The organism is Pseudoalteromonas sp. CO342X (assembly GCF_004208915.1).
Lineage (GTDB): Bacteria > Pseudomonadota > Gammaproteobacteria > Enterobacterales > Alteromonadaceae > Pseudoalteromonas > Pseudoalteromonas maricaloris.
The window spans coordinates 103589-126754 of the sequence record NZ_SGPH01000022.1 but is presented as its reverse complement, the minus strand read 5'-3'; the positions used below and the strand labels follow the sequence as shown (position 1 = coordinate 126754).

The following is a 23166-nucleotide window of genomic DNA, read 5'->3' as shown; positions in this document are numbered from 1 at the left end:
TTTAATATGCTTTTATTCTTGGCTGAACACTAATTTGAGGGATGGAACATATTTGTTCCATACCGACTAACTTGTTTAGGGGACCAGATGAATTTAGCCAACAATGATATGGGGTAAAAAGCGGCTAAGATCTTGGGTGATCAGACTTTTATCTTCACGGACACCAATTCCAACTGCCTTATCACCGACAATCCATGAGCCGATGAGCGTATTGAAGCCCGCAAATTTGGGTAAAGGTGAGTAAGCTTGATAAATATAACCTTCTTCGCCATATCCACCAGCAGACTGTGCAAGTAGTTGTTGATCTTTTCGGATCTCAATATTCGCGCCTTCGCGAGAAAATAACGGCTTCTTCACATAGCCGGACTCGCTGCTTGCAATTTTATGCTTGTCCTGTTCAAAGTATGCCGGTAACAGATTTGGGTGATTGGGAAAGGTTTGCCATAGCAAAGGTAAGATTGCTTTGTTAGATAAAATCGCTTTCCAAGCGGGTTCTAGCCATTGCACTTTTGCTTCCGATAATTGTTCGCTATATTCATCTTGAAACATAAATTCCCACGGGTATAGCTTAAACATCCATTGGATTTTTCGATCATCAAGGTCGACAAAGTGTTGGTTATCAAATCCGATATCTTCGATAAAAACTTGTTTCGTTTTGAGTCCAGCTTCCATCGCGCAGCTGCGCATATATTGAATGGTGCCCAAGTCCTCAATGCTTTCTTTGCAGCAAGAAAAGTGTAGGGGAGCACCACGGTGGAATTTATGCAGTTGATAAAAGCGCTCTATTAGCGCTTCTTGAAGGCCATTAAATTGATCCGCATTACGCGGTAACTTACCGGCTTTTACCTGTTCTTCAAGCCATAGCCACTGCCAGTAACCTGTTTCGAATAAGCTGGTGGGCGTGTCGTAATTGGCCTCCAGCAGCTTGGCTGGTGACTTACCGTCGTAACTAAAATCAAAGCGGCCATAGAGCGCTTGGTCTCGACGACGCCATGAGCGAGTCACTAATTCCCATTGAGACTCAGGAATAGCAAACTGTTGCAGAAGTGACTCATCATTACACACTAAATCGACAAGGTGTAAGAGCATTTGGTGGAGTTCATCACTTGGGTCTTCCAAGTCTTGCTCAATTTGTTTTAACGTAAATTGATAATATGCACTTTCGTCCCAATACTTTTCACCATACATAGTATGAAATTCAAAGCCGTGGGCTTTTGCTTGTTCGCGCCAGTGTGGGCGTTCATCAATAGAAATTCTTAACATAAGTGTAAAATCGAACCGTCTAATATCAATGCGTAGATACTTGGTAAACTACAGAGCACTCAATAAAAAGCCGAGTGGACCTCGGCTTATCTTTTATCAAGCGAAGGTTGGCTTAGCTGCCCCAACTGCCACCACTGCTACTACGAGAGGCTGCACGGCCAAATCCACCGCGACTACGTGATACTGAGCTGGCACGCGGCTTGTAATTTATAGTTGAGCTTTTAACCGATGTTGTACCCGATGATTTTGCAGATGCAACAAACCCGTTTTGCGCATTTCGGTAGCTAAAATAGTCATCACGAGAGCGATACAGTGGCTTTGCGCCAGAATAGTAAGTGCCGCCTAAATAAGCTGCTTTTTTCTTCTTGCGCTTTTTCATCATATCTAGGCCTTCGTCTACGGCCTCTGCAAGCGCAGCAACCATAAAGCCCGCCATAATTGGACGCCAGATCCCACCACTCGAATGCTCACAGCGATCAAAGCCAAAGTCGCTTTCGCATAGCTGTTCAGAGGCATATTTGGGCGCTTCTTGGCGATGGCTATCGAGTGCTTGTTGGTATTGAAACTGGCATGCTTCTTCTTCAATACCGAATGATGTGCATTCATCAACGTCTTTAAAAAGTAACGCTGATTCGTCGCTATCACCACACGCGGTCAACCCTCCTGTGGCACCCATTAATAAAGTCAATTTGATTGTTCTACTCCTTTTCATCTTGACTCCTTAATAGGTCATGCAAGCGGCATTCAAAATTCCGGTCGCAAGCGAGGCACCACCTAAGAACAACCCAGCACTGATGTGATTGTTTTCGATTTTCTCAGATAGCTTTGGCATATAAAGCCTTACCATGAAGAAGGTAATTAACTGCATGACTCCCGCAATAACACCCCAAACGGCAAAATCAATAAGAGAGACTGCATTGACAGCGGCACTGGCGATAGGTAAGACAAAACCAATTAAGGTACCGCAAAACGCAGTTGCAGCAGCAGGGTTGTTTTCTTTAACTAGTTTCCACTCACAATAAGGGGTAACTTTGGAGTAAATAAATAAAAAGACTAGGGTAAGTAAGTAGGCAAGGCCGAAGTAGGAAATAAAAGGGACAAATCCTTGTAAAGAATCCAAAATCATAATTTTCTCTTTGTTATAGCATCGAATTTGAAATCCGATAGATATTAATCATCATCGTAGGTGAGCTGCTCTAGCTCGCGATGCAGTATATCATCATCTCCAAGGTTAAGTTCAATAAGGCGCTTTAAATGCGTCACACTATCAAGATCGATTTGGCGGCAATGTACGCCTAAATGACCCTCTTCAACATGACGAACTTCTACCTCCATCGTAATTTGGATATCACTGCCAGGTAAATAAAAGTTTAAACTTGCTGGGTCATTTTTGAGTGGCACATAACCATCGGGCAGGGTGAGTAACGCGCCATTGAGCGATAAATCCAAGATTTCGCAGCTAAAATCACCGCTTGAGGCCATAAACTGTGCCTCGTTTGAAAAAATAACTCTGGAAAAACGTCGACGTTCTTTCATTACTGATCCTAATAGTCCGTATAGGTAAAGAATAGCTTATATCATTGTGCTCGCTACTAAAAAATGACAATAAATTACGCCGCTTGGATGGAATTGCCACGGTAATTTTATTTGCGACTTGCCTCAACAGTGCGGCATGAATAAAGCTAAGCGGGTACTAAAAAATAAAAAAAGGCTCCTAACAAGGAGCCTCAGATTATCATTGTCGATAGGCTTATTAGCCAATCTTCTTGTATTTGATACGTTTAGGCTCTGCGGCCTCAGCACCAAAGGTCTTCTTCAGCCATTCTTCGTATTCAGTGTAGTTGCCGTCAAAGAAATTGATTTGGCCTTCATCACGGTAATCTAGGATGTGGGTCGCGATACGGTCTAGGAACCAACGGTCGTGCGAGATACACATAACGCAGCCCGGGAATTCCAAAATCGCATTTTCTAGCGCTCGTAACGTTTCAACGTCGAGATCGTTGGTTGGTTCATCCAGCAACAGTACGTTACCGCCTGCTTTTAGCAGTTTAGCTAAGTGCAGACGATTGCGCTCACCACCAGAAAGCTCTTTTACAAACTTTTGTTGGTCATTGCCCTTAAAGTTAAAGCGGCCAACATATGCGCGGCTTGGTACTTCAAAGTTACCAATTTTAAGAATGTCTTGGCCGTTAGAGATCTCTTGGAATACGGTGTTATTACCGTCCATGTCATCACGGAACTGTTCAACAGTGGCGATTTCAACCGTTTCACCTATAGTGATGTTACCACTATCTGGCTGCTCTTGACCGCTTAGCATTCTAAACAGCGTTGACTTACCCGCGCCGTTTGCACCGATGATCCCAACAATTGCACCTTTAGGTACGTTGAAGTTCAAATCGTCAATCAACAATCTGTCACCGAAGCTCTTACGTAAGTTGCTCACTTCAATCACTTGGTCGCCTAAGCGAGGACCAGGTGGAATGAATAGCTCGTTGGTTTCGTTACGCTTTTGATAGTCGTTTTGCTGAAGCTCGGTAAACTGCGCCATACGTGCTTTAGACTTAGCTTGGCGACCTTTCGGATTTGAGCGTACCCATTCAAGTTCTTTTTCAATCGACTTCTGACGTGCTTTCTCTGATTTTTCTTCTTGCTTCAAACGTGCATCTTTTTGCTCAAGCCATGAAGAATAGTTACCTTCCCACGGAATACCATGGCCACGGTCAAGCTCTAAAATCCAGCCAGCTACATTATCTAGGAAGTAGCGGTCGTGGGTGATCGCCACCACTGTGCCCTCGTAGTCATGGAGGAAGCGCTCCAACCACGCAACTGACTCTGCATCTAAGTGGTTAGTCGGTTCGTCAAGAAGCAGCATATCTGGCTTTTCAAGTAACAGGCGGCAGATAGCAACACGGCGTCTTTCGCCACCTGATAGGTGCTCAATTTTCGCATCCCATTCTGGTAAACGAAGCGCATCGGCAGCGCGCTCAAGCGCATTATCTAGGTTGTGACCGTCATGTGCTTGGATGATAGCTTCTAATTCGCCTTGCTCTTTAGCTAGCGCATCAAAGTCAGCGTCTTCCATTGCGTACTCTGCGTACACTTCGTCTAATCGATTCAGGGCGCGCTTAACTTCGCCAACTGCTTCTTCAATCGTTTCACGAACGGTTTTGCTTTCATCTAGTACAGGTTCCTGCGGTAGGTAACCAATCTTAGTACCAGGTTGCGGACGTGCCTCGCCCTCGAATTCATTATCCACACCCGCCATAATGCGAAGTAAGGTCGATTTACCTGCACCATTAAGACCTAAAACACCAATTTTAGCGCCCGGGAAAAAGCATAAAGAAATGTCTTTCAGAATAGTGCGCTTAGGTGGCACAACTTTGCTCACCCGCGACATGGTATAAATATATTGAGCCATGAGTTTCCAATCTCTTTTTTAATTTAGATGTATTTTAGAGAAAGCCTTCCAGTGCTGCAATGTTGATAGTTCAGAACGAGGAAAAAACAATATTTAGGTTAGTGATAGTTAACTATTGTAATTTTTTATTTACCTTTTAATAAGTTAAATAATTAGCCTGTTCATTTATCCAGTTGTTAATTGTAAGCATATCATTAATAGGTCATTTTTGACCTGTTTCCAATCCGAGAAATCGCTATTATATCACTACGCTGAAGAAAGTTGTTATATGAAAATGTTAACGAGTGTGGTGGGTTTTTACCTGAACTAAAAACTCGATGGCAAGGATGAACGGCTACGTTATTTTCGCTTTTCAGCGATCCCCATTCAGCTAAGCAGAACAAATTTTCACTAGTCGTGTTTATTTTTTGAGGTAAGGAGAACAATGACACTTATAAACACAACCACATCCAGACTGGTGGGTCAAAGCAAACCAGCTCCAACAGGAGCCGAAATTCTTCGCGTTGCGCGAAAGCTCAGAGGTTACACGCAAGCTGAATCAGCCGCTCATTATGGTATTGAGGAGCGTACGTTAAGACGATGGGAAAATAGGGAATATAGCCCACGCTGGAATGATGTTATTGGCCTAGTTGAAGATGTGTACTTACTCGATATTTTAGAAGTGATAGGAAAAATCCATGACCAACAAGCAAGTGACAATTAAACAGGTACGTACTGCCCTTAAGCGCTGGGGTAAGTTTTGGTGTAGTAAAGAGCTAGGTAAGGGCTTTAGCCGTCAAGCTGCAACTGAAGCTATTGGCAGTTCATCAAGCAAATACGTGAGTGCAGAGCAGATGCATGTGCCAGATGAAATTGCTCAACTTACCGCATCAATTGAGTTACTTAGACCAGAGTGTAAGCGTGCAATCCGAGCTAAATACATGATGCATAACAAGGTGGTCGATGCAGCAAAAACATTGGGTTTTGACAGCAAGCGTTCAATGGAGTTTTGGTTATTGAAAGCTGAGCAAAGCTTGATGGTTAATATGTCGACACATTAGCAACAATAAAGGGGAATTGTATGTCCGTAATGAATACAGTAGAGCAACTCAAAAAACATGAGGGGTTTCGCCAATTTCCTTACCTTTGTACCGCGGGAAAGCTGACTATTGGCTATGGTCGAAATCTCGATGATAAGGGGATTGATGAAGAAGAAGCAGAATCACTACTTGCGAGCGATGTAGAAAATGCCAAAGCGGCGGTGGCGCGCAGGATTGCAACCCAACACTGCAATGATGCACGGATGGCGGTGCTGGTAAATATGGCATTTAACTTAGGGATCACTGGGTTACTTAACTTTAGTCGAATGTTACAAGCGGTCGAAAAAGGTGATTTTGATACCGCTGCGCTTGAAATGTTAGATAGCCGATGGGCAAGACAAGTGCCTAATCGCGCGCAAGAACTTGCTCAACAGATGATCTCTGGGGAATGGCAATCATGAGTCTATTAGGTAGCCTATTTTCTGCAAAAACAGTGGCTCCGATAGAAGCAATTGGCAATATTCTTGATGAATTGTTTACCAGTGAAGAAGAAGTACTCAAGCAAGAGCATTTAAAGGCGAGACTAATAGCAAAGCATGCATTAGTACAAGCGCAGATCAATCAAGTTCAAGCAGCGCATCGCAGTGTGTTTGTTGCGGGGGCGAGGCCTTTTTTGATGTGGGTGTGTGGTCTAGGCTTTTTGTTTTCGTTCGTGATTAATCCAATTCTACAGTGGTTAATGCCTGAACATGGTACGCCTGAGTTGCCGCTGGATGTGATGTTAGAGCTTACGCTTGCCATGTTAGGGCTTGCAGGGCTTAGAACCGTTGAGAAAGTAAAAGGGGTCAGCAAGTGAATCATCCTGAACAATGGCAAATGAAAAAGGAGTTTAATTTGGCCCACATTCTCACCACCATTGCGCTGTTGGTGTCTGGTGTTATTTACCTTGGCGACTTAGATAAAAGGATCACCACAAACTCCCAAGAGCTTGACCACCTCAAGCAAATTCGCCAAGAAGACCAAAAACGCATCGAAAAGCGCTTAGATTCTATAGATAAAAAATTAGATACGTTGCTCGGTGCCCGCAGAGTGGGTCCGTAGCGCCGCTATTATCGGCCGTATTGGCTTTCTTTATCCAACCCCATTTAAAAGGAGAGTAGCATGAATAATGCTATCGATTTGACGCGCCTATCTGCACCTGATGTGTTGGAGACAGTCAGCTATGAAGCTATTTATCAGGAATTAGAAGCGCAATTGCAACAGCAGTTTCCAGATTATCCATTTCTTCCCTCAGATCCAGCAATAAAGCTGATGGAGCTTTTTGCCTATCGCGAGGTATTACTGAGACAGCGTGTAAATGACGCCGCACAATCTGTGATGGTGGCATATGCTACGGGCAGTGACTTGGATCATTTGGGTGTTTTGTTCGGTGTAGCGCGAGAAGAAGCGGAATCGGATGAACGCTATCGTTTGCGGATCCCACTTTCTCTTGAAAGTCATTCAATGGGAGGCACATCAGGTGCTTATCAGTACCACGCGTTTACTGCTTCTGCAAAAGTGAAAGACGTATTTGTTGAATCAACATTACCGGGTATTGTTGAAGTCCATGTGTTACCAGTTGCTGATGTGGTGACTTTGGAAGATAAAGAAGCACTGAGAACTGAGGTGTTACGTTATCTCAACGACGAAGATGTTAGACCGCTTACGGACCTTGTACGCGTGCATTTGGTAGAGCCAACGGCCTACACGATTGAAGCCGATATTTACTTTAATGCAGGTATTAATACGGAGCAGGTTAAAGTGTCCATCCATCGTGCAATTGAAAACTTTATTCAATCGCATTACTTGCTCGGGAAAGAAGTACCCAGTTCGGGACTTATTGATGCCTTGCATCAAGGAGGAGTAAGAAAAGTGAAGCTTCGCTCGATGCATGACGACCTCTCACCAAGTGCTAAAAATGCAGCTTACTGTCGCGATGTGCAATTACATTTTCCAACGGAGTAAGGTGAGCTATGACAAGTTATCATAAATTACTGCCACCTGGCACATCACCGCTGGTTCGCACCATTGCTGAGCAAGTTGAAGACTTACCGAGTAAGCTTGAGGTAACACCAACTATCCCAGAATATGTGGGCAAGCAATGGCACCCAGAGACCTGCCCTGAGGCTTTATTACCTTGGCTTGCATGGTCTTTATCAGTAGATGAGTGGGATGAAAGCTGGCCGGTAGATACTAAACGGGCATTTATCGCCAATTCGGTCAAAGTGCATAAGCACAAAGGTACCGTTGGCTCAGTAAAGCGAGCATTGGCAGCGCTAGGGGTAAGTGTTGAGTTTTTTGAATGGTTTCAAGAAATTGATGATATAGCACTGGCGCCTTATCAATCAAAGCAGCCGCATACCTTTATGTTTATCGCGTGGGCGAATGAAATCCCGTATACCAGTGATGCTGTGATCTTAAGTCCAGAGCTTTACCAAGCCGTTAAAGATGTTACTGATAGCACTAAACCAAAACGTGCCCACTTCGATTTTCTAGTTGGTGCCAAAATGAGCCTAAAATTGCAAACTGCCTCTATTGCCAGTGGTTTGCAGGTTGCGAGAAAGTCAGCGCAAACTGAGGCCGTAAAAGCACCCGGAGCCACCGTAGCAGCGGCATTTGCATTGGCAAGCAATAAACAAATCGCAGCAACTGGCCGGTATATGAAAAGCCAGCATGTGAATGCGTATTTACAAAGCTCTGCGCGAGTAGGGCTTCACTTAAATAACCGTCGTCATGTGGTTAGCCGAATTTATTTAACCAATGAGCAAAGATTGCCTGCCGCCAAGTTTGACTTTACGACGGAACTTGCGAGCACTTTGCACTTTACTAATCGTCGTTTTCAAGTGGCTAGATTCTACTGCCACACTTATACCAATTTGTCTTAATACGTGCTCAATTTGAAGGAGTAAATTTGACGCTAACGGCGTTAAAAATTTCTTATTTAGAACAACTAAATAGCAAAATTTTCGCCTTGCCTACATGGATGTAGGTACCTTAGCGATAGCAGGACGCGGTAGCGGAGTTATCGACAAGGTTTTCTCGCCTCAAAATAGATCACTTAATTAAGCAAATGGGTATTAATCATCGCAGCAATTTAGCCTACAACCGCTATTGGAATAGCGAATAAACACTTCAAATGATGTCATCAGCGTTTACCCAGCGGTAGTACCTATTGGTATAAAACCCATTGCTGTCATTTCATATCAATGTGCTTAATAAATCAGCTTATTAAATGAGTTGTGTATTGATGCGGGTTGATATCACTCAACAAAAGGAGACAGGTGCTGTGAGCACGATTTTACGGCCGACCATCACCACCGCGGGTTTGGAAGCAGTATTTAACGCCCAAAAAAATGGCTTTCAAGCGAAGATCAGCAAGGTAGGACTTGGCACTGGCAATTATATGCCAGATCAAGGCCGCCGCCAGCTACAACAAGAAGTCCACCGCATTATGGTGGCAAGTGGCGAAGATAAGGGGAATGCCCAAATCCATATGAGTGTGATTGATGATACCGATCACAACTTTTGGGTCAATGAAGTGGGCTTTTATATCGAAAGCGAAGCAAATGGCCAAACACAAGAGGTACTATTTGCGGTGTATTCTTCACCAGATAGACCCATTGCTTATAAGTCGGCTGAAGTCGATTTACTTCTTGCTTTTGATTTGGTGTTAACGGGCGTGCCTGCCGACGCCGTTACCATCGTCGATAATGGCGTTAATCTAAATATTCTTATCGCCCCTGAAATTGCCAAGCTAGGCGCTGCGCAAATTAACAATATGACTCGTCATCTTAAACAGAAGTTTGAGTTGATGGACAAGGGAATTTTATAGGAGCAACTCATGGCATTAGAACAAGATATTGCTAATCTCATTCAGTCTACCGATGCTTTAACGGCGGTGGTGGATAACAAGGCGCAGCAGCTCGACAACCAAATGGCTGCCTTTGACACGCGTATTGCGAAAAAAGAGCAAGATGTCGACAAATTTATTCAAGAGGCGATGCCAGAAACACGCTATGTTCAGGATATTTTTATCGGTGGTTCAAAGGATTATTTTTATCCAGTGTGGTGGCGTTTTCCCAGCAACTCTGCAGGCACGAGTAAGTTAACAATCGCACGGCACTATTCTCGAAATAGTGACACTCGACCTCTAGATCCGAATCGACCTCACCAAGCAGCTTTATTGCTAGAATTAGAGGGAAATACATATCCTTGGAGCGGTGATGCTAATTTTATGCATATTAAGCGTTTTCATGAGCGTTACCACCCAACGGTTAGTCACCTTAGTTTTGCTGCACATTGTAAATCTGAAAAAGTAGACGCAACATTAGATAGTTATGGTGGAGGCGCCGATGGAAGTGTGGGGCCGTGGTGCAGAGCATTTAGTGGTCTGTATCTAAGGGGCGGAGGCTTAAATTATCGTATAATTAAAAACTGGAACGGTGATGTCAAATACCATGATGGTGCTGATATGAATAGAAGAAACATCTACGAAACAACCAGTGACACATGGTCTGTTCGCTGGTACGCAGAGCCAATTCCATTTGCCGAGCGCTTAGCCCCAACACTAAGCTCTATTCCATACGCAAACCATCCATATACACCACCAACAGCTTAAAGGAGTTACAATGGAAATTAAAACCTTAAAAATCGGTGATGATGAACTGATAAATGTACCAGCAGATGAAAAAACACTGGCAGACTTAGGAGTAGCCAGTGCTGATATTCCGGGCATTTTAGCTGAGGCTAAGCAGGCTCAGCTTGCAGCGCAATGTATGCACGCTAGAAGTTTTGCTTACCAGAGCGAGTCAGATGGTCTTGCCTTCGATTACTTAGCGGCAATGGCCGAGTTTGGTGAAACGAGTGAAGCCGCACAAGCGGCAAAAACCGCCTGGCTACAAGCGCGAAGCACCATTAAAAACCGTTATCCAAAACCGCAATAACACCAATCTACAACGACTTTAGGCTATTAAGCCCACCATTCGGTGGGCTTTTTTGTGCCTGATTTACCGCTGAGATAACACTCGGCATTCCTTTTTACAAATTGTATTAACCATATGGAGAAAAAATATGGCATTAGAACAAGATATTGCCAAATTGATTGAGGCGTCAAACGACCTCACCGCAACCGTCGATAATAAAATTCAAGATATTACGGCGAAATTAGATGCGAAAAGAGCAGAGGTGGATGCCCGCTTGCAAGCTAAGGAGCAGGCTGTAGACGCAAAAATCACGAGTTTTCAACGAGCTTTGCCTTTAGCACCTAATGCACTTTCTGATACTAAGCATTTCAATAATATTTGTGCCGATGTACCTAACGGCACGGCTGTTGACGTGATTGCGGCGCATGCCGCACCGTGGAGCAGTTTTTTTTATCGTGGTACCGAGGGAACAGGAACAATCACTAAGCTAACACTAGCTCAGTTGACTGAATTCGGTCTCACTCCAAATGAAGAGTTTCTGAGGCGAGGTTTGGGAGCGAAAGATTCCCATGGTGACAGCTATTATGGAAGCGAATATAGAGTCCTTCTGCTGGACGTTGTAGTGAATAAAGGACGAGATGATAACCCCTCTGAAGGTAATCTATTTGTACTAAATCAGGGATGTGAAAGATATATTGGTTGGAGTAAGGGGGAGTTTTTAACACAAGCAAGTTGCTGGATTAATGTGTTGGAACAAACTGGTGATTTGCGATTTTATCCATCGAGAAACCGCTCCGCAGATATTCTCGTCTCTGGCTCAGATGCAGGTAAAGGGTGGCAATATAAGTCGAATAGAAGAACTGGCTGGGGTGGCTGTCATCAGCCGTATTTTAAAGGGCTTGGCAGTATGAAGGTGGCCATTGCGTTGCCTTATGTTGGTACGGGCGATCATGGTGACAATATGATCTGGGCTGATAGTGTCGGCCACCCATACACTCACGTAGGTCCAACTTTAAGCGAAGGAGCATAAACATGGCGATTTTAAAATTAAAAACAACAGGTAAAGCGATTGCTGGTGGTATTGTTGATGATGCACACGCGGCACATCTTGCAAAAGAAGCTGAAGTTGATTTCGCTTTATGTGAAATCGAATATAGCCCTAAAGAAATCAGTGAGTTAAGACGCAAACAATACAGCGCCAATACCGATTTCTTATTCTTTGACTATATGGCTGCGGTTACTGAATATGGTGAAACGTCAGAAAAAGCTGTGGCAGCAAAGCAGACTTGGATGAATAAGCGCGCCGAAATTAAGTCAACACTGCCAAACCTTTAAACATCAAATTACACGGCTCCTGAAGGGAGTCGTGTTACAACAGGCCCCATTATGTCTTTAACTAACTTCAGTGCGGTCAGTCTTAGTCAATTACCCGCATCCGATTTACTTGAACCCGTTGAATTTAAATCGCTTTATAACGAGCTAAAGCAAGCCGTAGAGCACGCCTGCCCAGAACTTTCTGAGCTACTACCTAGCGACCCCATCGTCAAGCTGATGGAAGTCTTTGCTTATCGAGAGCTGCTATTACGTCAACGGATTAATGAAGGCGCGCAGCAGGTGTTGCTGGCAAAAGCCACGAGCAGTGAACTCGATTATTTGGGGAATCGTTTTGCGGTGATACGAGAAGCTGGGGAGAGTGACGAACGCTTTCGAGCGCGTATTCAATTGGCACTAGAAGGGTTTAGTACAGCAGGGCCAATTGGTGCTTATTGTTTTCACACGCTTAAAGCCTTACCTCAAGTTAAGGATGTTTTTGTTGAGTCTCCCGAATTTGAGCTGCTTCAGGTCGAGCCGCCATTATCAGACTTAGTACCAGAGCATACGAAATTGCTGAATTGTACCCATGCCGCTAGGCTTCAAGATGCCGCACCGGGGGATGTTGCGATAACGGTGCTGACAGATAGAGGCAATGGCATACCAAATCAAGACGAAATCACAGCAATTACAGAGCATTTGTTTCAAGAAGACATTAGGCCTTTGACGGATAGACCACGAGTACTCTCAGCTGAGGTAATAGAATTTACCCTCCGCGCCACGCTTTATTTATATCCAGGCCCTGATGAAGAAAATGTGAGATCTACGGTAGAGCAAAGCGTGCAGCAATGGTTAAAAACACATCATAAACTTAATCATGATATTCGTTTGTCTGGGCTTTACAGTGCGCTACACCAAGCAGGTGTGCAACGCGTTGAGCTGCTGTCACCCACCGCCGACATTATCAATACCCCTTGGCAGGCTGCGTTTTGTACACAAGTGGAGATAAACATTGCAGGAAGAGATATTTAATACACTATTACCGCACGCAAGCACTAAGCTTGAGCATGCGCTGGCAAAGGCGCTAAGCAAAGTTTCCGCGACTCCTGTTCCACTTGGTAGTCTTTGGGATCCCTGGCGATGTCCCGAGCATTTTTTACCTTGGCTTGCGGATGCACTCAGTGTGGACTTTTGGGATAGCGCTTGGCCAATTGAAGTGAAGCGCAAGATTATAGCGAATAGCGTGCCCGATCATCGAATAAAAGGGACGGTTAGTGCAATAAAAAGCGCACTCTCCACTCTAGCCGCAAAAGTTGAGCTTAAAGAGTGGTGGCAACAAGAAAATCCTCACGCGTTTACGCCGCATTCTGCACAGATCATTGCTTTGGCCGCTCAGAACCTAGATCCAGCAGGCAGCACGCTACTGACTCCTAAGCTGCAAGCACAACTTTGGCAAGCTGTGGTAATGACAAAACCATGCCGCAGCCAAATTAGTTTGCGTGTAGGAGTACAGCAAAGTGCAAGCTTATCGCTCAATACCGTCAGTCAGTCTGCGAGCCTCCAGCGAACATGGATGCCTCAACAAGCAGATAATGTTGCAAATTTAAGCCAGTTGTATCTTGCTGGTACTTCTGTCTTGCAAGGAGTGGGCAAAATATCCGGTGAAGTGCGCTCTGATCTCAAAAGTGCTTCCAGCCTTTATGTTCACGCAGCGCCTTTTGCTATCCAAATCCAGCGACAGTCGTTTTATTGCTATTAATACCTAAACAAAGCTGCTGCAAAAACAAACTTGAAGATTAACAGACTCTAAAGGAATGACTCATGGAACAATTTACGCCGCTTATTACGCAGGCGGGATTAAACGCGGCCGTTAATGCCAAAGCTAATGGTTTTACTATTGATATTAGCGCGATTGCGGTAGGCACTTCTGGCTATACGCCGTCTCGTAGCCAGACTAGGCTGCAAGGTGAAAAAAATCGCGTGGCGATTGCCGGCGGGCAAGTTGTTGGTGACGGGCAATTTCATATTACCGGACATTTTATTGACGATGCTGAGTACGCGGTGCGCGAAGTGGGTTTTTATCTTGCAGATGGCACTTTGTTTGCCGTTTGGTCGCACCCGCAAAATGTACTTTTTTATCAAACTCCAATTGCACAAATTGTACAAGGGTTTGATCTGCTGTTAAGTGCTGCACCCGTAGATGCTATCACGATTAATACTACAGGCGATTTAACGCTTTTCTATGCCGGTGAATTTCTCGACATGCTGGTGGCACAAACCCAACAACTGAGTGCGCAAATTCAAGCGAATCACCGACAAATTCAATTCAACAACAGACTACTACAGCTAGGAGTGTAATATGGCGGATTATCAGCCAATGACATTAGAGCAGCGCATCGCCGCACTGCAAGCCGAGAACGGCAAATTAATCGATTCAAATAATACCCTCACACAAACCGTGATCGGCAAAATGGGGGAGATTAATCATGCGCTGAGTGATGCGCAGCAAGATATTAGCGAAGCGATTACTTTGGCGGGGTCAAAAACAGATCAAGCGATCCTTAATTTTGCAGATAGCCACTCTGATCTCAAAGTGAGTTACTATGATCAAGTTGCGCATTCAAAGGCTTCACTTGGGGTAGTTGCTGATCCAGAAGATGAATCTCGCTCTGAGTGGGTATTAGTGCCAACGACGAGCATTGGTTACCATATTTATCCAACTGTTGGTGCACTTACTAAAATTCATTTAGTTCATGGGTACTCATATTCGCCCGGATACAGTGAAGCGCCACAATATGAGCGAGACTGGAGTGTAACCTATATGCAATTTGTTTTTGCGAACTATGCGGCGACGAGTGCAGAGATCAATGAGCAACTGAATGCAAATAGCGTGAGCGTTAGAAATTTTGGAGGCTGGTGGAATGGTGCATCGACAGGCTCAATTCCTGTATTAAAGTTTTCTCAACATCATCCATACTCGAGGTTATTTGCGCGATTTATTAACCGTACTTTTGTCCCTGCTGCAACTTCAGAGCCACCACAAAACATCGTTGAATTTGGTGGTAACGCCACTTTTGCAGTTGACCGTGTTATTAACTATCCAAGAATCGAGGTGTAATTATGCAAGAACAAATTCCTTCACAACAAGACCATTTAGCGACACTCGCGTACTTAGACAAGCAAGTAAAGCGCGGGCAAATAAACCGAGCTGTGGCGGATGTAGAATCTATTATTGGGACTACTGCAGATACAGGCCACCTAGTATTAGTTGAGTTTATTAAGCTGCTTGATGGCCTCAGCAAAGCAACAACACTTGCCGAGATGCGTGCAGCGGCATCACAGGGGCGTGACAGCCTAGGTACATTAACCTCAAAAGTGCTGAATAATGAGATTCAGTTTCCCTATCAAGGTAAAGGCGCTGAAAATGTTTACCAAGAGATTGAATCTCGCGCTACTGGTGTTGCAAGCATTTTAACGTCCTCAGAATAAGGCGCTCTATGGCAAATCAATCAATCGATCTTTCCACTTTGCCTGCGCCAAACATCCTTGAACCACTTGATTTCGAAAGCCTGTTCCAAGCACGTAAACAACGTTTTATTGAACTTGCACCTGAATATGCCGAAGCGTTAGCGCTTGAAAGCTCGCCTCTTGCGATTTGTTTGCAAGTTGAAAGCTATCGCGAGCTGTTATTACGACAGCGCGTCAATGAAGCCGCGGCGGCTAATTTGTTAGCCACCAGCCAAGGCGCTGATTTAGAGCATCTTGGCGCGTTTTATGGGGTGGCTCGGTTGCCCGATGAACATGACGAAACCTTACGAATGCGTATTCGCAACAGCACCATAGCGTCCAGTACGGCAGGTAGTGCGGCGCATTATCGTCATCAAGCTATTGAAGCTGCGCCGGGATTAATCAAGGATGTGTCGGTGCAAAGCCCAGGGGATGGGCTGGTAGTGGTAACGGTACTCGCAAAGTTTGACACTGATGCTGAGCAGGTTTTAGCACAAGTTAAAGAGAGGCTATTTGACGACTCAGTGAAAATGCTAACGGACACGTTAGAGGTCAAACTTGCACAGCCCGTTTGGGTAGATGTTGAAGCTGAGCTTTATCTCAATACTCATGCTTCTGAACTTATTATCAATAAGCTGAAGCAAACGTTGCAAGACAACTGGCTCAACATCACGACACTTGGCTGGGATTTAACGCCAAGCTGGCTACATGCGCAATTACACAGTACGGGAATTAGGCATATCGAACTGCTTGCTCCAACACAGCTAATTGATGTGGCGGCCCATCAGTACGTTATGCCCAAGTCAATCTCGCTGACATTAAAGCGAGGCTAAGATGACGTTATTACCTCCTAATCACACTTTGCTGCAACGGCGATTGCAGCAAAGTGTTGCCGTGAGTGACGATATTCATTCGGGTATTTCAAGGTTATCTGGGTTTAAGGCCGATCCGCATGACAACTTGCTGATGTGGCTCGTTTGGGAGTATGGCTTAGAGGCTATTTTGCCCTACAGCCAAGACCTTCGCGAAACCATCAGGGAAGGTCTGGTTTGGCAGCGACTTCGCGGTACACCAAAAAGTGTAGACATCGCGCTCAATTGGCTCAACTTTGACGAGGCTGAGCTTGAGGTTGATAAACCCGGACGCCACTTTTATCGCTATCAATTGGCATCTGGCAAAATTCCAGGGAACAAGGCGCTTAAAGATATCCATCAGCTGCTTGGACTATCTGCCCCAGTAAGAGCCAAACTTTCACGTATTTATCATGGTTATGATGTGCGTGAACTGAAGTTGTCTCAAAGTGGTTTTGGAGCGCTTCTATCTGATGTTTCTGGCGTACCATTTCATGATGGCGATAACACGCTATGCAAAGTCAGCTTTGGTCGCAGCCACCAGCAAGGTGTGAGTCATAACGTGACGAATGCCTCTGTACACCTCAGTAGAACACATAGTCAGCGCAGTCATTACCTCACCACAAAACGCTTAAGTGAATACAGGCTCAGCGACAAAGAGCCTTCACAACTGCCTGTAAGCTCAGCCCGAATTAGGCTGCTTTCGCAGCATCGCGTGTGGTCGACAAGAACATGGCAGGGTGAGTGGCAACAGCGCTGGGGGATACTTGATACAGCTGGAGGAATGCCGTGTAAGTTCAGCTTGAAACATAGCCAAGTAACTTCCCCGGCAAATGCGATCCTTCAAGCGGCTGGAAGCTTTAAAGTTTCTATTATTTACCGAAGATAAAACAATCAAATTAAAAGGAGCAGTCCTTGGCCACTTTAACACTTCAAGGCCGAAAGGCGCTTGCACGGCTAATGCAGCAGCAGGCTATTTATTTGGCATGGGGAAACGGCGCATCAAGTTGGGATAATACTTTGCCGCCAACCCCTACCAATACTACACAACTCACCAATCTCATTGGTTATCGCAAGGCAAAGCAAATTCGCTTTTGTGAGCCGGATGAACAAGGCGAAATTCAGGTACCAACCGGAAGGTTCCGCTTAAGCAATACGGCCAGCCAACATCTATATTGCCAATTCACCTACGACTTCGAAGATGGCTTAGGTGAGCATATTCGCGAGCTTGGCTTAATGCTTGGTACGACACCAAAAACGGGCATTCCAGCTGGAAAATATTACCTCTTACCAGACGAGGTTGTAGAGGCTGGTGAGCTTATTTTGCTTGAGCATCGCACGGCACTATTTCGTGATCAAGGGGTACGCGAAACGTTTGAGTTTGTGATCAGTTTTTAAGAAGAAAGCAATGATAAAAGATTATTACCAGCAGTTTGATCCTGCAAAGCAATACAGTCAGCTATTGTTTCGAGCGAGTAAAGGGTTGCAAAGTCGTGAACTTAACGACCTGCAACTGCAGTCTCAGCACCATGTAAAAGGCATCGCTGATGTATTGATGAAAGATGGGGATGTGGTTAAGGGGGGCGAGGTGGTTATTGACCAAGCTCATGCCGTTGCAACCATTGGCGCATCCTCAGTATATCTGCAAGGTGCGGTACATGATGTCGACACTAAACAGTTAGCCATTGCGCTAAATAAACTCGAAATTGTCGGAGTGTGGTTAGCAAAGGAAGTGGTGACAGAGCTTGAAGACTCAACACTCAGAGATCCAGCTATTGGCGCACACAATTTTGACGAAGCGGGTGCCGCGCGACTGAAAATCTCGGGCCGTTGGGGACTGAGCGACAGCCTTGACTATCCCAATAGTGACTTTTTTCCCGTTTACCAAATCGATCATGGCACGCTTATCGTTAAACAGCCGCCGCCACAACTAGACTCAATTACCAGCGCACTTGCGCGTTATGACCGAGAGTCAAACGGCGGGAGTTATGTGGTGAGCGGACTCAATGTCAGCTATCGAGAGAGTACGGCAAGCCGCCAGCACTTTAATGTGCAAGAGGGAAAAGCGCATATCAATGGCTATGAAATAGCGTTTAACACCGCACTACCTGTTACGCTGCCAAACGACCCCGATGTGCGTGAGGTGATCAATGAGCCGAGCCGATTTAGCGCCAATACCCAAGGCGCTATGCGAATTGATTTAGACTTTGCACCGGTGCAGCGCATTGATCAGGTGACTGCTGAGGTGAAAAAGCGTACCTCTCTGACTCGAGGCCACGCGCAAACCGGCCAAAACACCGATCCCTTTGATGATGACTCTGTGATTGAAATTTTGCAGATCTCGCAAGGTGGCATTGAATATCAGCAAGGTATCGACTTTATTTTTACCCGCAATCATATAAGTTGGCGTGATGGTGGCAATAAGCCAGCTTCAGGTACGTCGTATGACGTGGTGTATACCTATCGCCGACCTATTGAAGTTGATGCCGACGAAACCGGTTTTTGGCTCGAGCAACAGTTAAACGAAGCTGAAGAAATGCTCGAAAATGGCCTTGTGGTCGTCGATTATCACTGGTTTATGCCACGTATTGACCTGCTCGTGCTTACCCCCAATGGTCATGTTGAGCGGATCAAAGGTGCACCCGACAGAATCAACCCGCAAGCACCTTTAGTGCCTCATCAACACCTGGGGCTTGCCCAAGTGCAGCAACACTGGGGGAGCGCGCCGCCGCATATCCAAAATATTGCGATTGAAGCGGTACAAATGACAGATCTTGCGTTGATGCAACAGCAGATCTCAGATTTATACCAATTGTTGGCTATTGAACGCCTACGTAACGATACCAATGCTCAGTCACCTGCTAGCAAATACGGCGTGTTTGTTGACCCGTTTTTAGATGACGATATGCGCGATATTGGACTTGAACAAAGCGCTGCTATTGTGGATGGCGAACTCATGCTGCCAATGGCCGCAGAAATAACTCAGTTGTCACAACCACAAGTCCAAACATTACCGTACGAACTCGAGGACGTCTTAGTACAAGAGAGCCGTACCGGTGAGATGAAAATTAATCCTTATATGGCATTTGAACCACTGCCTGCGGATGTCACGTTAACCCCAAGTGTTGATCATTGGACACAAACCCAGACTCAGTGGACAAGCCCTATTACTCGCAGGTTAACTAGCGGTGGAGGTCGTGTTCGTCGCGTCATTACTCAAACGAGTACTGAGCGAGTTGGTGTGCGCCGTCAGCAAGCCGAGTTCTTGCGCACTCGTTGGGTCAACTTTGCTATTTCTGGGTTTGATTCAGGTGAGCAACTGGACTCACTGTTATTCGACGGCATTGAAATTATTTCAGAGGTGCAAGCATGATCCAAGCAAATACACGCGGTGAATTAGCCGGTCGATTTAAAGTGCCAAATAATGTTCCCGCCGGAACTAAATTGGTGCGATTTATTGGTAAGCAAGGTTCGGCAGGAAGCGCTAGTTATACAGGTAGTGGCGTGATTGAAGTGGAAACATTGCGGCGCGTCAATAGCATTATTACTCAGCGTTTTGACCCACTCGCACAAACCTTTATTTTGGAGCAATCGCGATTTATTGCCGGTGTTGAATTATGGTTTACCGCCAAAGGACAGGAAACGGTTGAAGTACAAATTCGTGAAGTAGTACAAGGTATTCCTACGCAAACTGTGCTGGCAAGTAGCAAAATAAGCTGCGATGAGATAAAGCTAAATGACCAACCGACACTGTTTACCTTTACTCCAACCTTTTTAAATGCCGATCAAGAGTATGCGTTGGTTGTGTTAACCGATGGGGCCGAGCACAGTGTTGCTATTGCAGAGCTCGGTAAGCTTGATCAGGCGCACAACTGGGTTACCTCTCAGCCGTATCAAGTAGGAGTGTTGTTATCATCAAGCAACGCTAGCACCTGGACGCCACATCAGGATAAAGATCTGACATTTAGGTTAAAGGCCGCGAAATTCGCAGAGCAAAGTAGACGGATTGAACTCGGCAAGGTAGAAGTTGAACAAGTAACGGATTTAATGCTCTTAGCTGTTGTCCAGCGCCCAAGTGCAGATACTCAAGTTACCTTTGAACTCACGTACCCTACTGGCAATAAAGAAAAAGTGCTAAGCGTTCAAGAGTGGCAACCAAGTACGCTTGGAGAAACCATAACTGGCAAGGTTAAGGTCGCTGCTTTAATGACGGGAACACAAAGCTTAACGCCTGTACTTTTTGCGGGCAGCCAGTGTGTTCATGGGCAAGTCGCGCAAACTGGAGACTATATTTCTCGTGAGCTGCGCTGCCGTTTAGGCGGTGATTTAACGGTAAGCTTTGAAGCGAATATTCAAAGCCACTCAGAAGTACAAGCTTTGATGCAAAAAGGGGATGTTTGGCTACCGCTTGCACTAGATAGCAGTGCAGTACTGAACGATGGTTGGCAGCAGTTCAACTACACCTTTAACGGTGTTGATACCGCCACAACACGGGTGAAACTGGTACTGAAGGGGACTCCGGCACAGCGCCCTAGAGTACGAAATCTACGCACATTTACTTTGTAGGAGAAATTGTGGACATCAACCAATTTACTCCATTTCAGCAATATCCACTCCCTCACCCAGATAATCTACTTGAACAAGACGTACAGCGATTGATCAATGCGCTTAAGGCAGTTGATGCAGATATCTATCAGCAGCAACTGGCACATCAACAAGCTCAAGTAGATATCGACAAGCGCTTTAGACGGCTTCGGCTCAATCAAGTGTTGGGTGAGACCCTGCTACCAATTTAAAGGATTTATAAGAGGAAATTATGGCAACAATTCAACAAGCCGTTCAGGTAATGGTCGACAAACTGGTCGCTGATATGAACGGCAGCACTCCGCTGAGTGCAGAGGAGCAAACCTTAGTCACGAATGCAATAGCGCGGCTCACAGATAACGCTAAGCTTGAACAAGCCGTTGTGGCCGTTGCACAGGAACATTTGGATGACTCAACCCAGCTATTGCAACAGGTTGCAACTTCAGCGATCAACAATATTGATTCTGCTAAAGCTGATTTAACCGCGTCGACCGCTGAGCTGGTTACCAGGGCTGCAAAACTAGCGCTACTGGATCAAATAGGTCCATTGACGCAACAAATTAATGAAGTGGTCGCGAACAACACTGCTGCAACACCAAAAACCTTATTCGCGATAAAAAATATTGATACGGCGAATAATAATGTCAATTTCCGCCGCTCCACATCGGTTTTGGCTATCTATAATAGTGATGGTACTTCCTATCTCACTCGACCAAGTTATACCGCAAATGCCGCAACGGACACATGTCGTTTAGATCATTTACAAATTAGCCAAGATGGCACGTCATCCACCGTACTAAAATCAAGCTTTGTCCATAATAATGCCTTTGAGCAAAACCCTGCGACTAAGGTGTATCAACACGGCGCAAGTGCCATTGTGCCGTTGGGTTTAAAAGCACAACCTAATGATGTTAGTTTTGAAATCGTATATAGCACCCAAGAGTCTCTGTCAGCGAATGCGACGGAGTATGGTGGTATTTTTGTTTTAGGGCAGGGATTTACCTCGCGCACTTTGCCAAAGCAAGATCTCAATGCCCGAGATAAATTTGGTATTCCAACACGGTCTAGCTACAACCATAACGAGGTAGCTGTGTTGTATAACAACCAAAAGCACTGCTTAGTGGTTATCGACTCGGGTACTAACTTGGTTGTGGAAAAATATCGCGATGGCAATCACATTACTAACATTGCCATTGCGAATGCAACTGAATATCAGAATTATGTGGATAGCGGTGACTTTACAACGATGGTATTTATCGCAAATACCTTAGCGCAGCCGCATGGAATAAATCGCTATAACCACAGCGAAGCGGCGATGTCGAGCTATTCATATAATTACTACGGTTACTTTGGTCTACTTGGTAGCGAAGTAAAAATGGCAGGTGATAAATTCAACGCACATTATCTCTTCACTGAAGAGCAGAAGCTTCAGCCGATCAATTATATTTTTACTAGTAATAGTGAGCCATACCGTACACAAAGTTCAAATGGTACAGAGAATAGTGAAGGTGAAGTGAATGTGGTTATGGAAACACTAGATGGCGAGTTACTGAGTTCGTATTGCTATCGTTCTAAGGCTGATAGCTTAGGATACGATGGGGGCGTAATAGCAACAGCCATTCAAGCGATGAATCCATACTCACATATCGGTGTTATTAATGAGCACTACCTATATAACCAGTATGGCCTCGCCAGAACCTGTCGCGCGATTTAAGGAGTGAAAATGAATATTTATTACGACAATAATAAAGGGATGTCTATTGCGGGTAACTTTTGGTTAGTACACCCGCAAACGGGTGAGCAATGGAGTAAAGAGTCGGTAGCACAGTTTATTGCTGAGACTCAGTTAGAGACTGAAGAAAACTCTGAAGTTGAGTATTTAAAACAGCAAGTCATTACGCGCATAAAGCAACTCGCTTATAGCAAATTGCAATCAGAGCAGTGGCGAGTAGAGCGCGCAAAAGAGCGTGAGTTGAGTGAGCGGTTGAACGGTAATGAAGAAGGTGCAGCAACAGAGCGTGCAAACCTACTCGCCATTTTGCAGCAAAGAGAAGTGGTGCGTGAAAAAAGCGGTGAGTTAGAAGCTGCGGTGCTTAGCCTTACCTCTCAAGCTGAATTACTAGAGTTTGTGATTGCGTTCTAATAATTTCACAGCAGGTCAGGATTGACCTGTTTTACTCCCTAAAAATCAGTAAGATAGACCTATGCTTGAGAAAGTTAACAAGCACACAGGTTTCCAATCTCCAAAGCCC

General features: G+C 45.1%; 30 protein-coding genes. 25 read left to right on the top strand and 5 right to left on the bottom strand.

The window, feature by feature from the left end; translation table 11 throughout:
• Window positions 1–93: 93 nt before the first annotated feature.
• The 5 genes from EXT47_RS12120 to ettA all read right to left on the bottom strand — a co-directional run bounded on the left by EXT47_RS12120 (window position 94) and on the right by ettA (window position 4681).
• Entirely contained in the window at window positions 94–1263 is a 1170-nt protein-coding gene (locus EXT47_RS12120) for a glutathionylspermidine synthase family protein (RefSeq protein ID WP_130126683.1), read from the bottom strand.
• A gap of 112 nt (window positions 1264–1375) precedes the next feature.
• Window positions 1376–1975, bottom strand: a complete 600-nt coding sequence (locus tag EXT47_RS12115; RefSeq protein WP_130126682.1) for a DUF1190 domain-containing protein — start codon at window positions 1973–1975, stop codon at window positions 1376–1378.
• Window positions 1976–1984: 9 nt separating this feature from the next.
• Window positions 1985–2389 (bottom strand): DUF350 domain-containing protein, encoded by a 405-nt coding sequence (locus EXT47_RS12110; RefSeq protein WP_010378315.1) that lies wholly within the window; start codon window positions 2387–2389, stop codon window positions 1985–1987.
• A gap of 44 nt (window positions 2390–2433) precedes the next feature.
• Window positions 2434–2799, bottom strand: coding sequence for a PilZ domain-containing protein (locus EXT47_RS12105; protein WP_010378318.1), 366 nt, complete (start codon window positions 2797–2799; stop codon window positions 2434–2436).
• Between the two features lie 217 nt (window positions 2800–3016).
• Entirely contained in the window at window positions 3017–4681 is a 1665-nt protein-coding gene (gene ettA, locus EXT47_RS12100; RefSeq protein WP_010604458.1) for an energy-dependent translational throttle protein EttA, read from the bottom strand.
• Between the two features lie 424 nt (window positions 4682–5105).
• Here ettA and EXT47_RS12095 point away from each other — a divergent pair, with 424 nt between their 5' ends.
• From EXT47_RS12095 to EXT47_RS11975, 25 genes are all read left to right on the top strand, one after another.
• The gene (locus tag EXT47_RS12095; RefSeq protein ID WP_010378322.1) at window positions 5106–5384 is read left to right on the top strand and encodes a DNA-binding transcriptional regulator; all 279 of its coding nucleotides are present in this window, start codon (window positions 5106–5108) and stop codon (window positions 5382–5384) included.
• Complete coding sequence (locus EXT47_RS12090) at window positions 5359–5721, top strand: hypothetical protein (protein WP_039496108.1); 363 nt, start codon at window positions 5359–5361, stop codon at window positions 5719–5721. Before EXT47_RS12095 ends, EXT47_RS12090 begins: the two co-directional genes overlap by 26 nt.
• Window positions 5722–5741: 20 nt before the next feature.
• Entirely contained in the window at window positions 5742–6161 is a 420-nt protein-coding gene (locus tag EXT47_RS12085) for a glycoside hydrolase family protein (RefSeq protein ID WP_017218911.1), read from the top strand.
• Window positions 6158–6556 carry a 3TM-type holin gene (locus EXT47_RS12080; RefSeq protein ID WP_010378328.1) on the top strand — a complete coding sequence of 133 codons (399 nt, stop codon included), beginning with the start codon at window positions 6158–6160 and terminating at the stop codon, window positions 6554–6556. Before EXT47_RS12085 ends, EXT47_RS12080 begins: the two co-directional genes overlap by 4 nt.
• Window positions 6553–6801 (top strand): hypothetical protein, encoded by a 249-nt coding sequence (locus EXT47_RS12075; RefSeq protein WP_010378331.1) that lies wholly within the window; start codon window positions 6553–6555, stop codon window positions 6799–6801. The genes EXT47_RS12080 and EXT47_RS12075 overlap by 4 nt, the downstream gene beginning before the upstream one ends.
• A 60-nt stretch (window positions 6802–6861) precedes the next feature.
• The gene (locus EXT47_RS12070) at window positions 6862–7704 is read left to right on the top strand and encodes a baseplate J/gp47 family protein (protein WP_069020304.1); all 843 of its coding nucleotides are present in this window, start codon (window positions 6862–6864) and stop codon (window positions 7702–7704) included.
• Between the two features lie 8 nt (window positions 7705–7712).
• Entirely contained in the window at window positions 7713–8624 is a 912-nt protein-coding gene (locus EXT47_RS12065; RefSeq protein WP_130126681.1) for a phage tail protein I, read from the top strand.
• A 401-nt stretch (window positions 8625–9025) separates the two neighbouring features.
• Window positions 9026–9571, top strand: a complete 546-nt coding sequence (locus EXT47_RS12060) for a phage tail protein (RefSeq protein ID WP_240701613.1) — start codon at window positions 9026–9028, stop codon at window positions 9569–9571.
• A gap of 9 nt (window positions 9572–9580) precedes the next feature.
• Window positions 9581–10357, top strand: coding sequence for a phage tail protein (locus tag EXT47_RS12055; protein WP_130126680.1), 777 nt, complete (start codon window positions 9581–9583; stop codon window positions 10355–10357).
• Between the two features lie 10 nt (window positions 10358–10367).
• Window positions 10368–10682, top strand: coding sequence for a hypothetical protein (locus tag EXT47_RS12050; protein WP_130126679.1), 315 nt, complete (start codon window positions 10368–10370; stop codon window positions 10680–10682).
• A gap of 127 nt (window positions 10683–10809) precedes the next feature.
• Entirely contained in the window at window positions 10810–11691 is an 882-nt protein-coding gene (locus EXT47_RS12045) for a hypothetical protein (RefSeq protein WP_130126678.1), read from the top strand.
• Window positions 11692–11693: 2 nt separating this feature from the next.
• Window positions 11694–11996: a hypothetical protein gene (locus EXT47_RS12040; RefSeq protein WP_130126677.1), complete on the top strand. Its 303-nt coding sequence runs from the start codon at window positions 11694–11696 to the stop codon at window positions 11994–11996.
• A gap of 51 nt (window positions 11997–12047) precedes the next feature.
• The gene (locus tag EXT47_RS12035) at window positions 12048–13004 is read left to right on the top strand and encodes a baseplate J/gp47 family protein (RefSeq protein WP_130126676.1); all 957 of its coding nucleotides are present in this window, start codon (window positions 12048–12050) and stop codon (window positions 13002–13004) included.
• Window positions 12985–13731, top strand: coding sequence for a phage tail protein I (locus EXT47_RS12030; RefSeq protein ID WP_130126675.1), 747 nt, complete (start codon window positions 12985–12987; stop codon window positions 13729–13731). Before EXT47_RS12035 ends, EXT47_RS12030 begins: the two co-directional genes overlap by 20 nt.
• A gap of 62 nt (window positions 13732–13793) precedes the next feature.
• Entirely contained in the window at window positions 13794–14330 is a 537-nt protein-coding gene (locus tag EXT47_RS12025) for a phage tail protein (protein ID WP_130126674.1), read from the top strand.
• A gap of 1 nt (window position 14331) precedes the next feature.
• Window positions 14332–15090, top strand: coding sequence for a hypothetical protein (locus tag EXT47_RS12020; protein WP_130126673.1), 759 nt, complete (start codon window positions 14332–14334; stop codon window positions 15088–15090).
• Window positions 15091–15092: 2 nt separating this feature from the next.
• Window positions 15093–15461 carry a hypothetical protein gene (locus EXT47_RS12015; protein WP_130126672.1) on the top strand — a complete coding sequence of 123 codons (369 nt, stop codon included), beginning with the start codon at window positions 15093–15095 and terminating at the stop codon, window positions 15459–15461.
• Between the two features lie 8 nt (window positions 15462–15469).
• Complete coding sequence (locus EXT47_RS12010) at window positions 15470–16312, top strand: baseplate J/gp47 family protein (protein WP_130126671.1); 843 nt, start codon at window positions 15470–15472, stop codon at window positions 16310–16312.
• Between the two features lies 1 nt (window position 16313).
• Window positions 16314–17219 carry a phage tail protein gene (locus EXT47_RS12005; RefSeq protein WP_130126670.1) on the top strand — a complete coding sequence of 302 codons (906 nt, stop codon included), beginning with the start codon at window positions 16314–16316 and terminating at the stop codon, window positions 17217–17219.
• 26 nt (window positions 17220–17245) lie between these two features.
• A complete protein-coding gene (locus tag EXT47_RS12000; RefSeq protein ID WP_130126669.1) occupies window positions 17246–17728 on the top strand; it encodes a hypothetical protein in 483 nt (160 codons plus the stop codon).
• A 10-nt stretch (window positions 17729–17738) separates the two neighbouring features.
• Window positions 17739–19703: a DUF4815 domain-containing protein gene (locus tag EXT47_RS11995; protein WP_130126668.1), complete on the top strand. Its 1965-nt coding sequence runs from the start codon at window positions 17739–17741 to the stop codon at window positions 19701–19703.
• A complete protein-coding gene (locus EXT47_RS11990) occupies window positions 19700–20896 on the top strand; it encodes a hypothetical protein (RefSeq protein WP_039496140.1) in 1197 nt (398 codons plus the stop codon). The genes EXT47_RS11995 and EXT47_RS11990 overlap by 4 nt, the downstream gene beginning before the upstream one ends.
• An 8-nt stretch (window positions 20897–20904) precedes the next feature.
• Complete coding sequence (locus tag EXT47_RS11985) at window positions 20905–21126, top strand: hypothetical protein (protein WP_039496141.1); 222 nt, start codon at window positions 20905–20907, stop codon at window positions 21124–21126.
• Between the two features lie 20 nt (window positions 21127–21146).
• Window positions 21147–22628, top strand: a complete 1482-nt coding sequence (locus tag EXT47_RS11980) for a hypothetical protein (protein ID WP_130126667.1) — start codon at window positions 21147–21149, stop codon at window positions 22626–22628.
• A gap of 9 nt (window positions 22629–22637) precedes the next feature.
• A complete protein-coding gene (locus EXT47_RS11975; protein WP_130126666.1) occupies window positions 22638–23057 on the top strand; it encodes a hypothetical protein in 420 nt (139 codons plus the stop codon).
• Window positions 23058–23166: the final 109 nt, after the last annotated feature.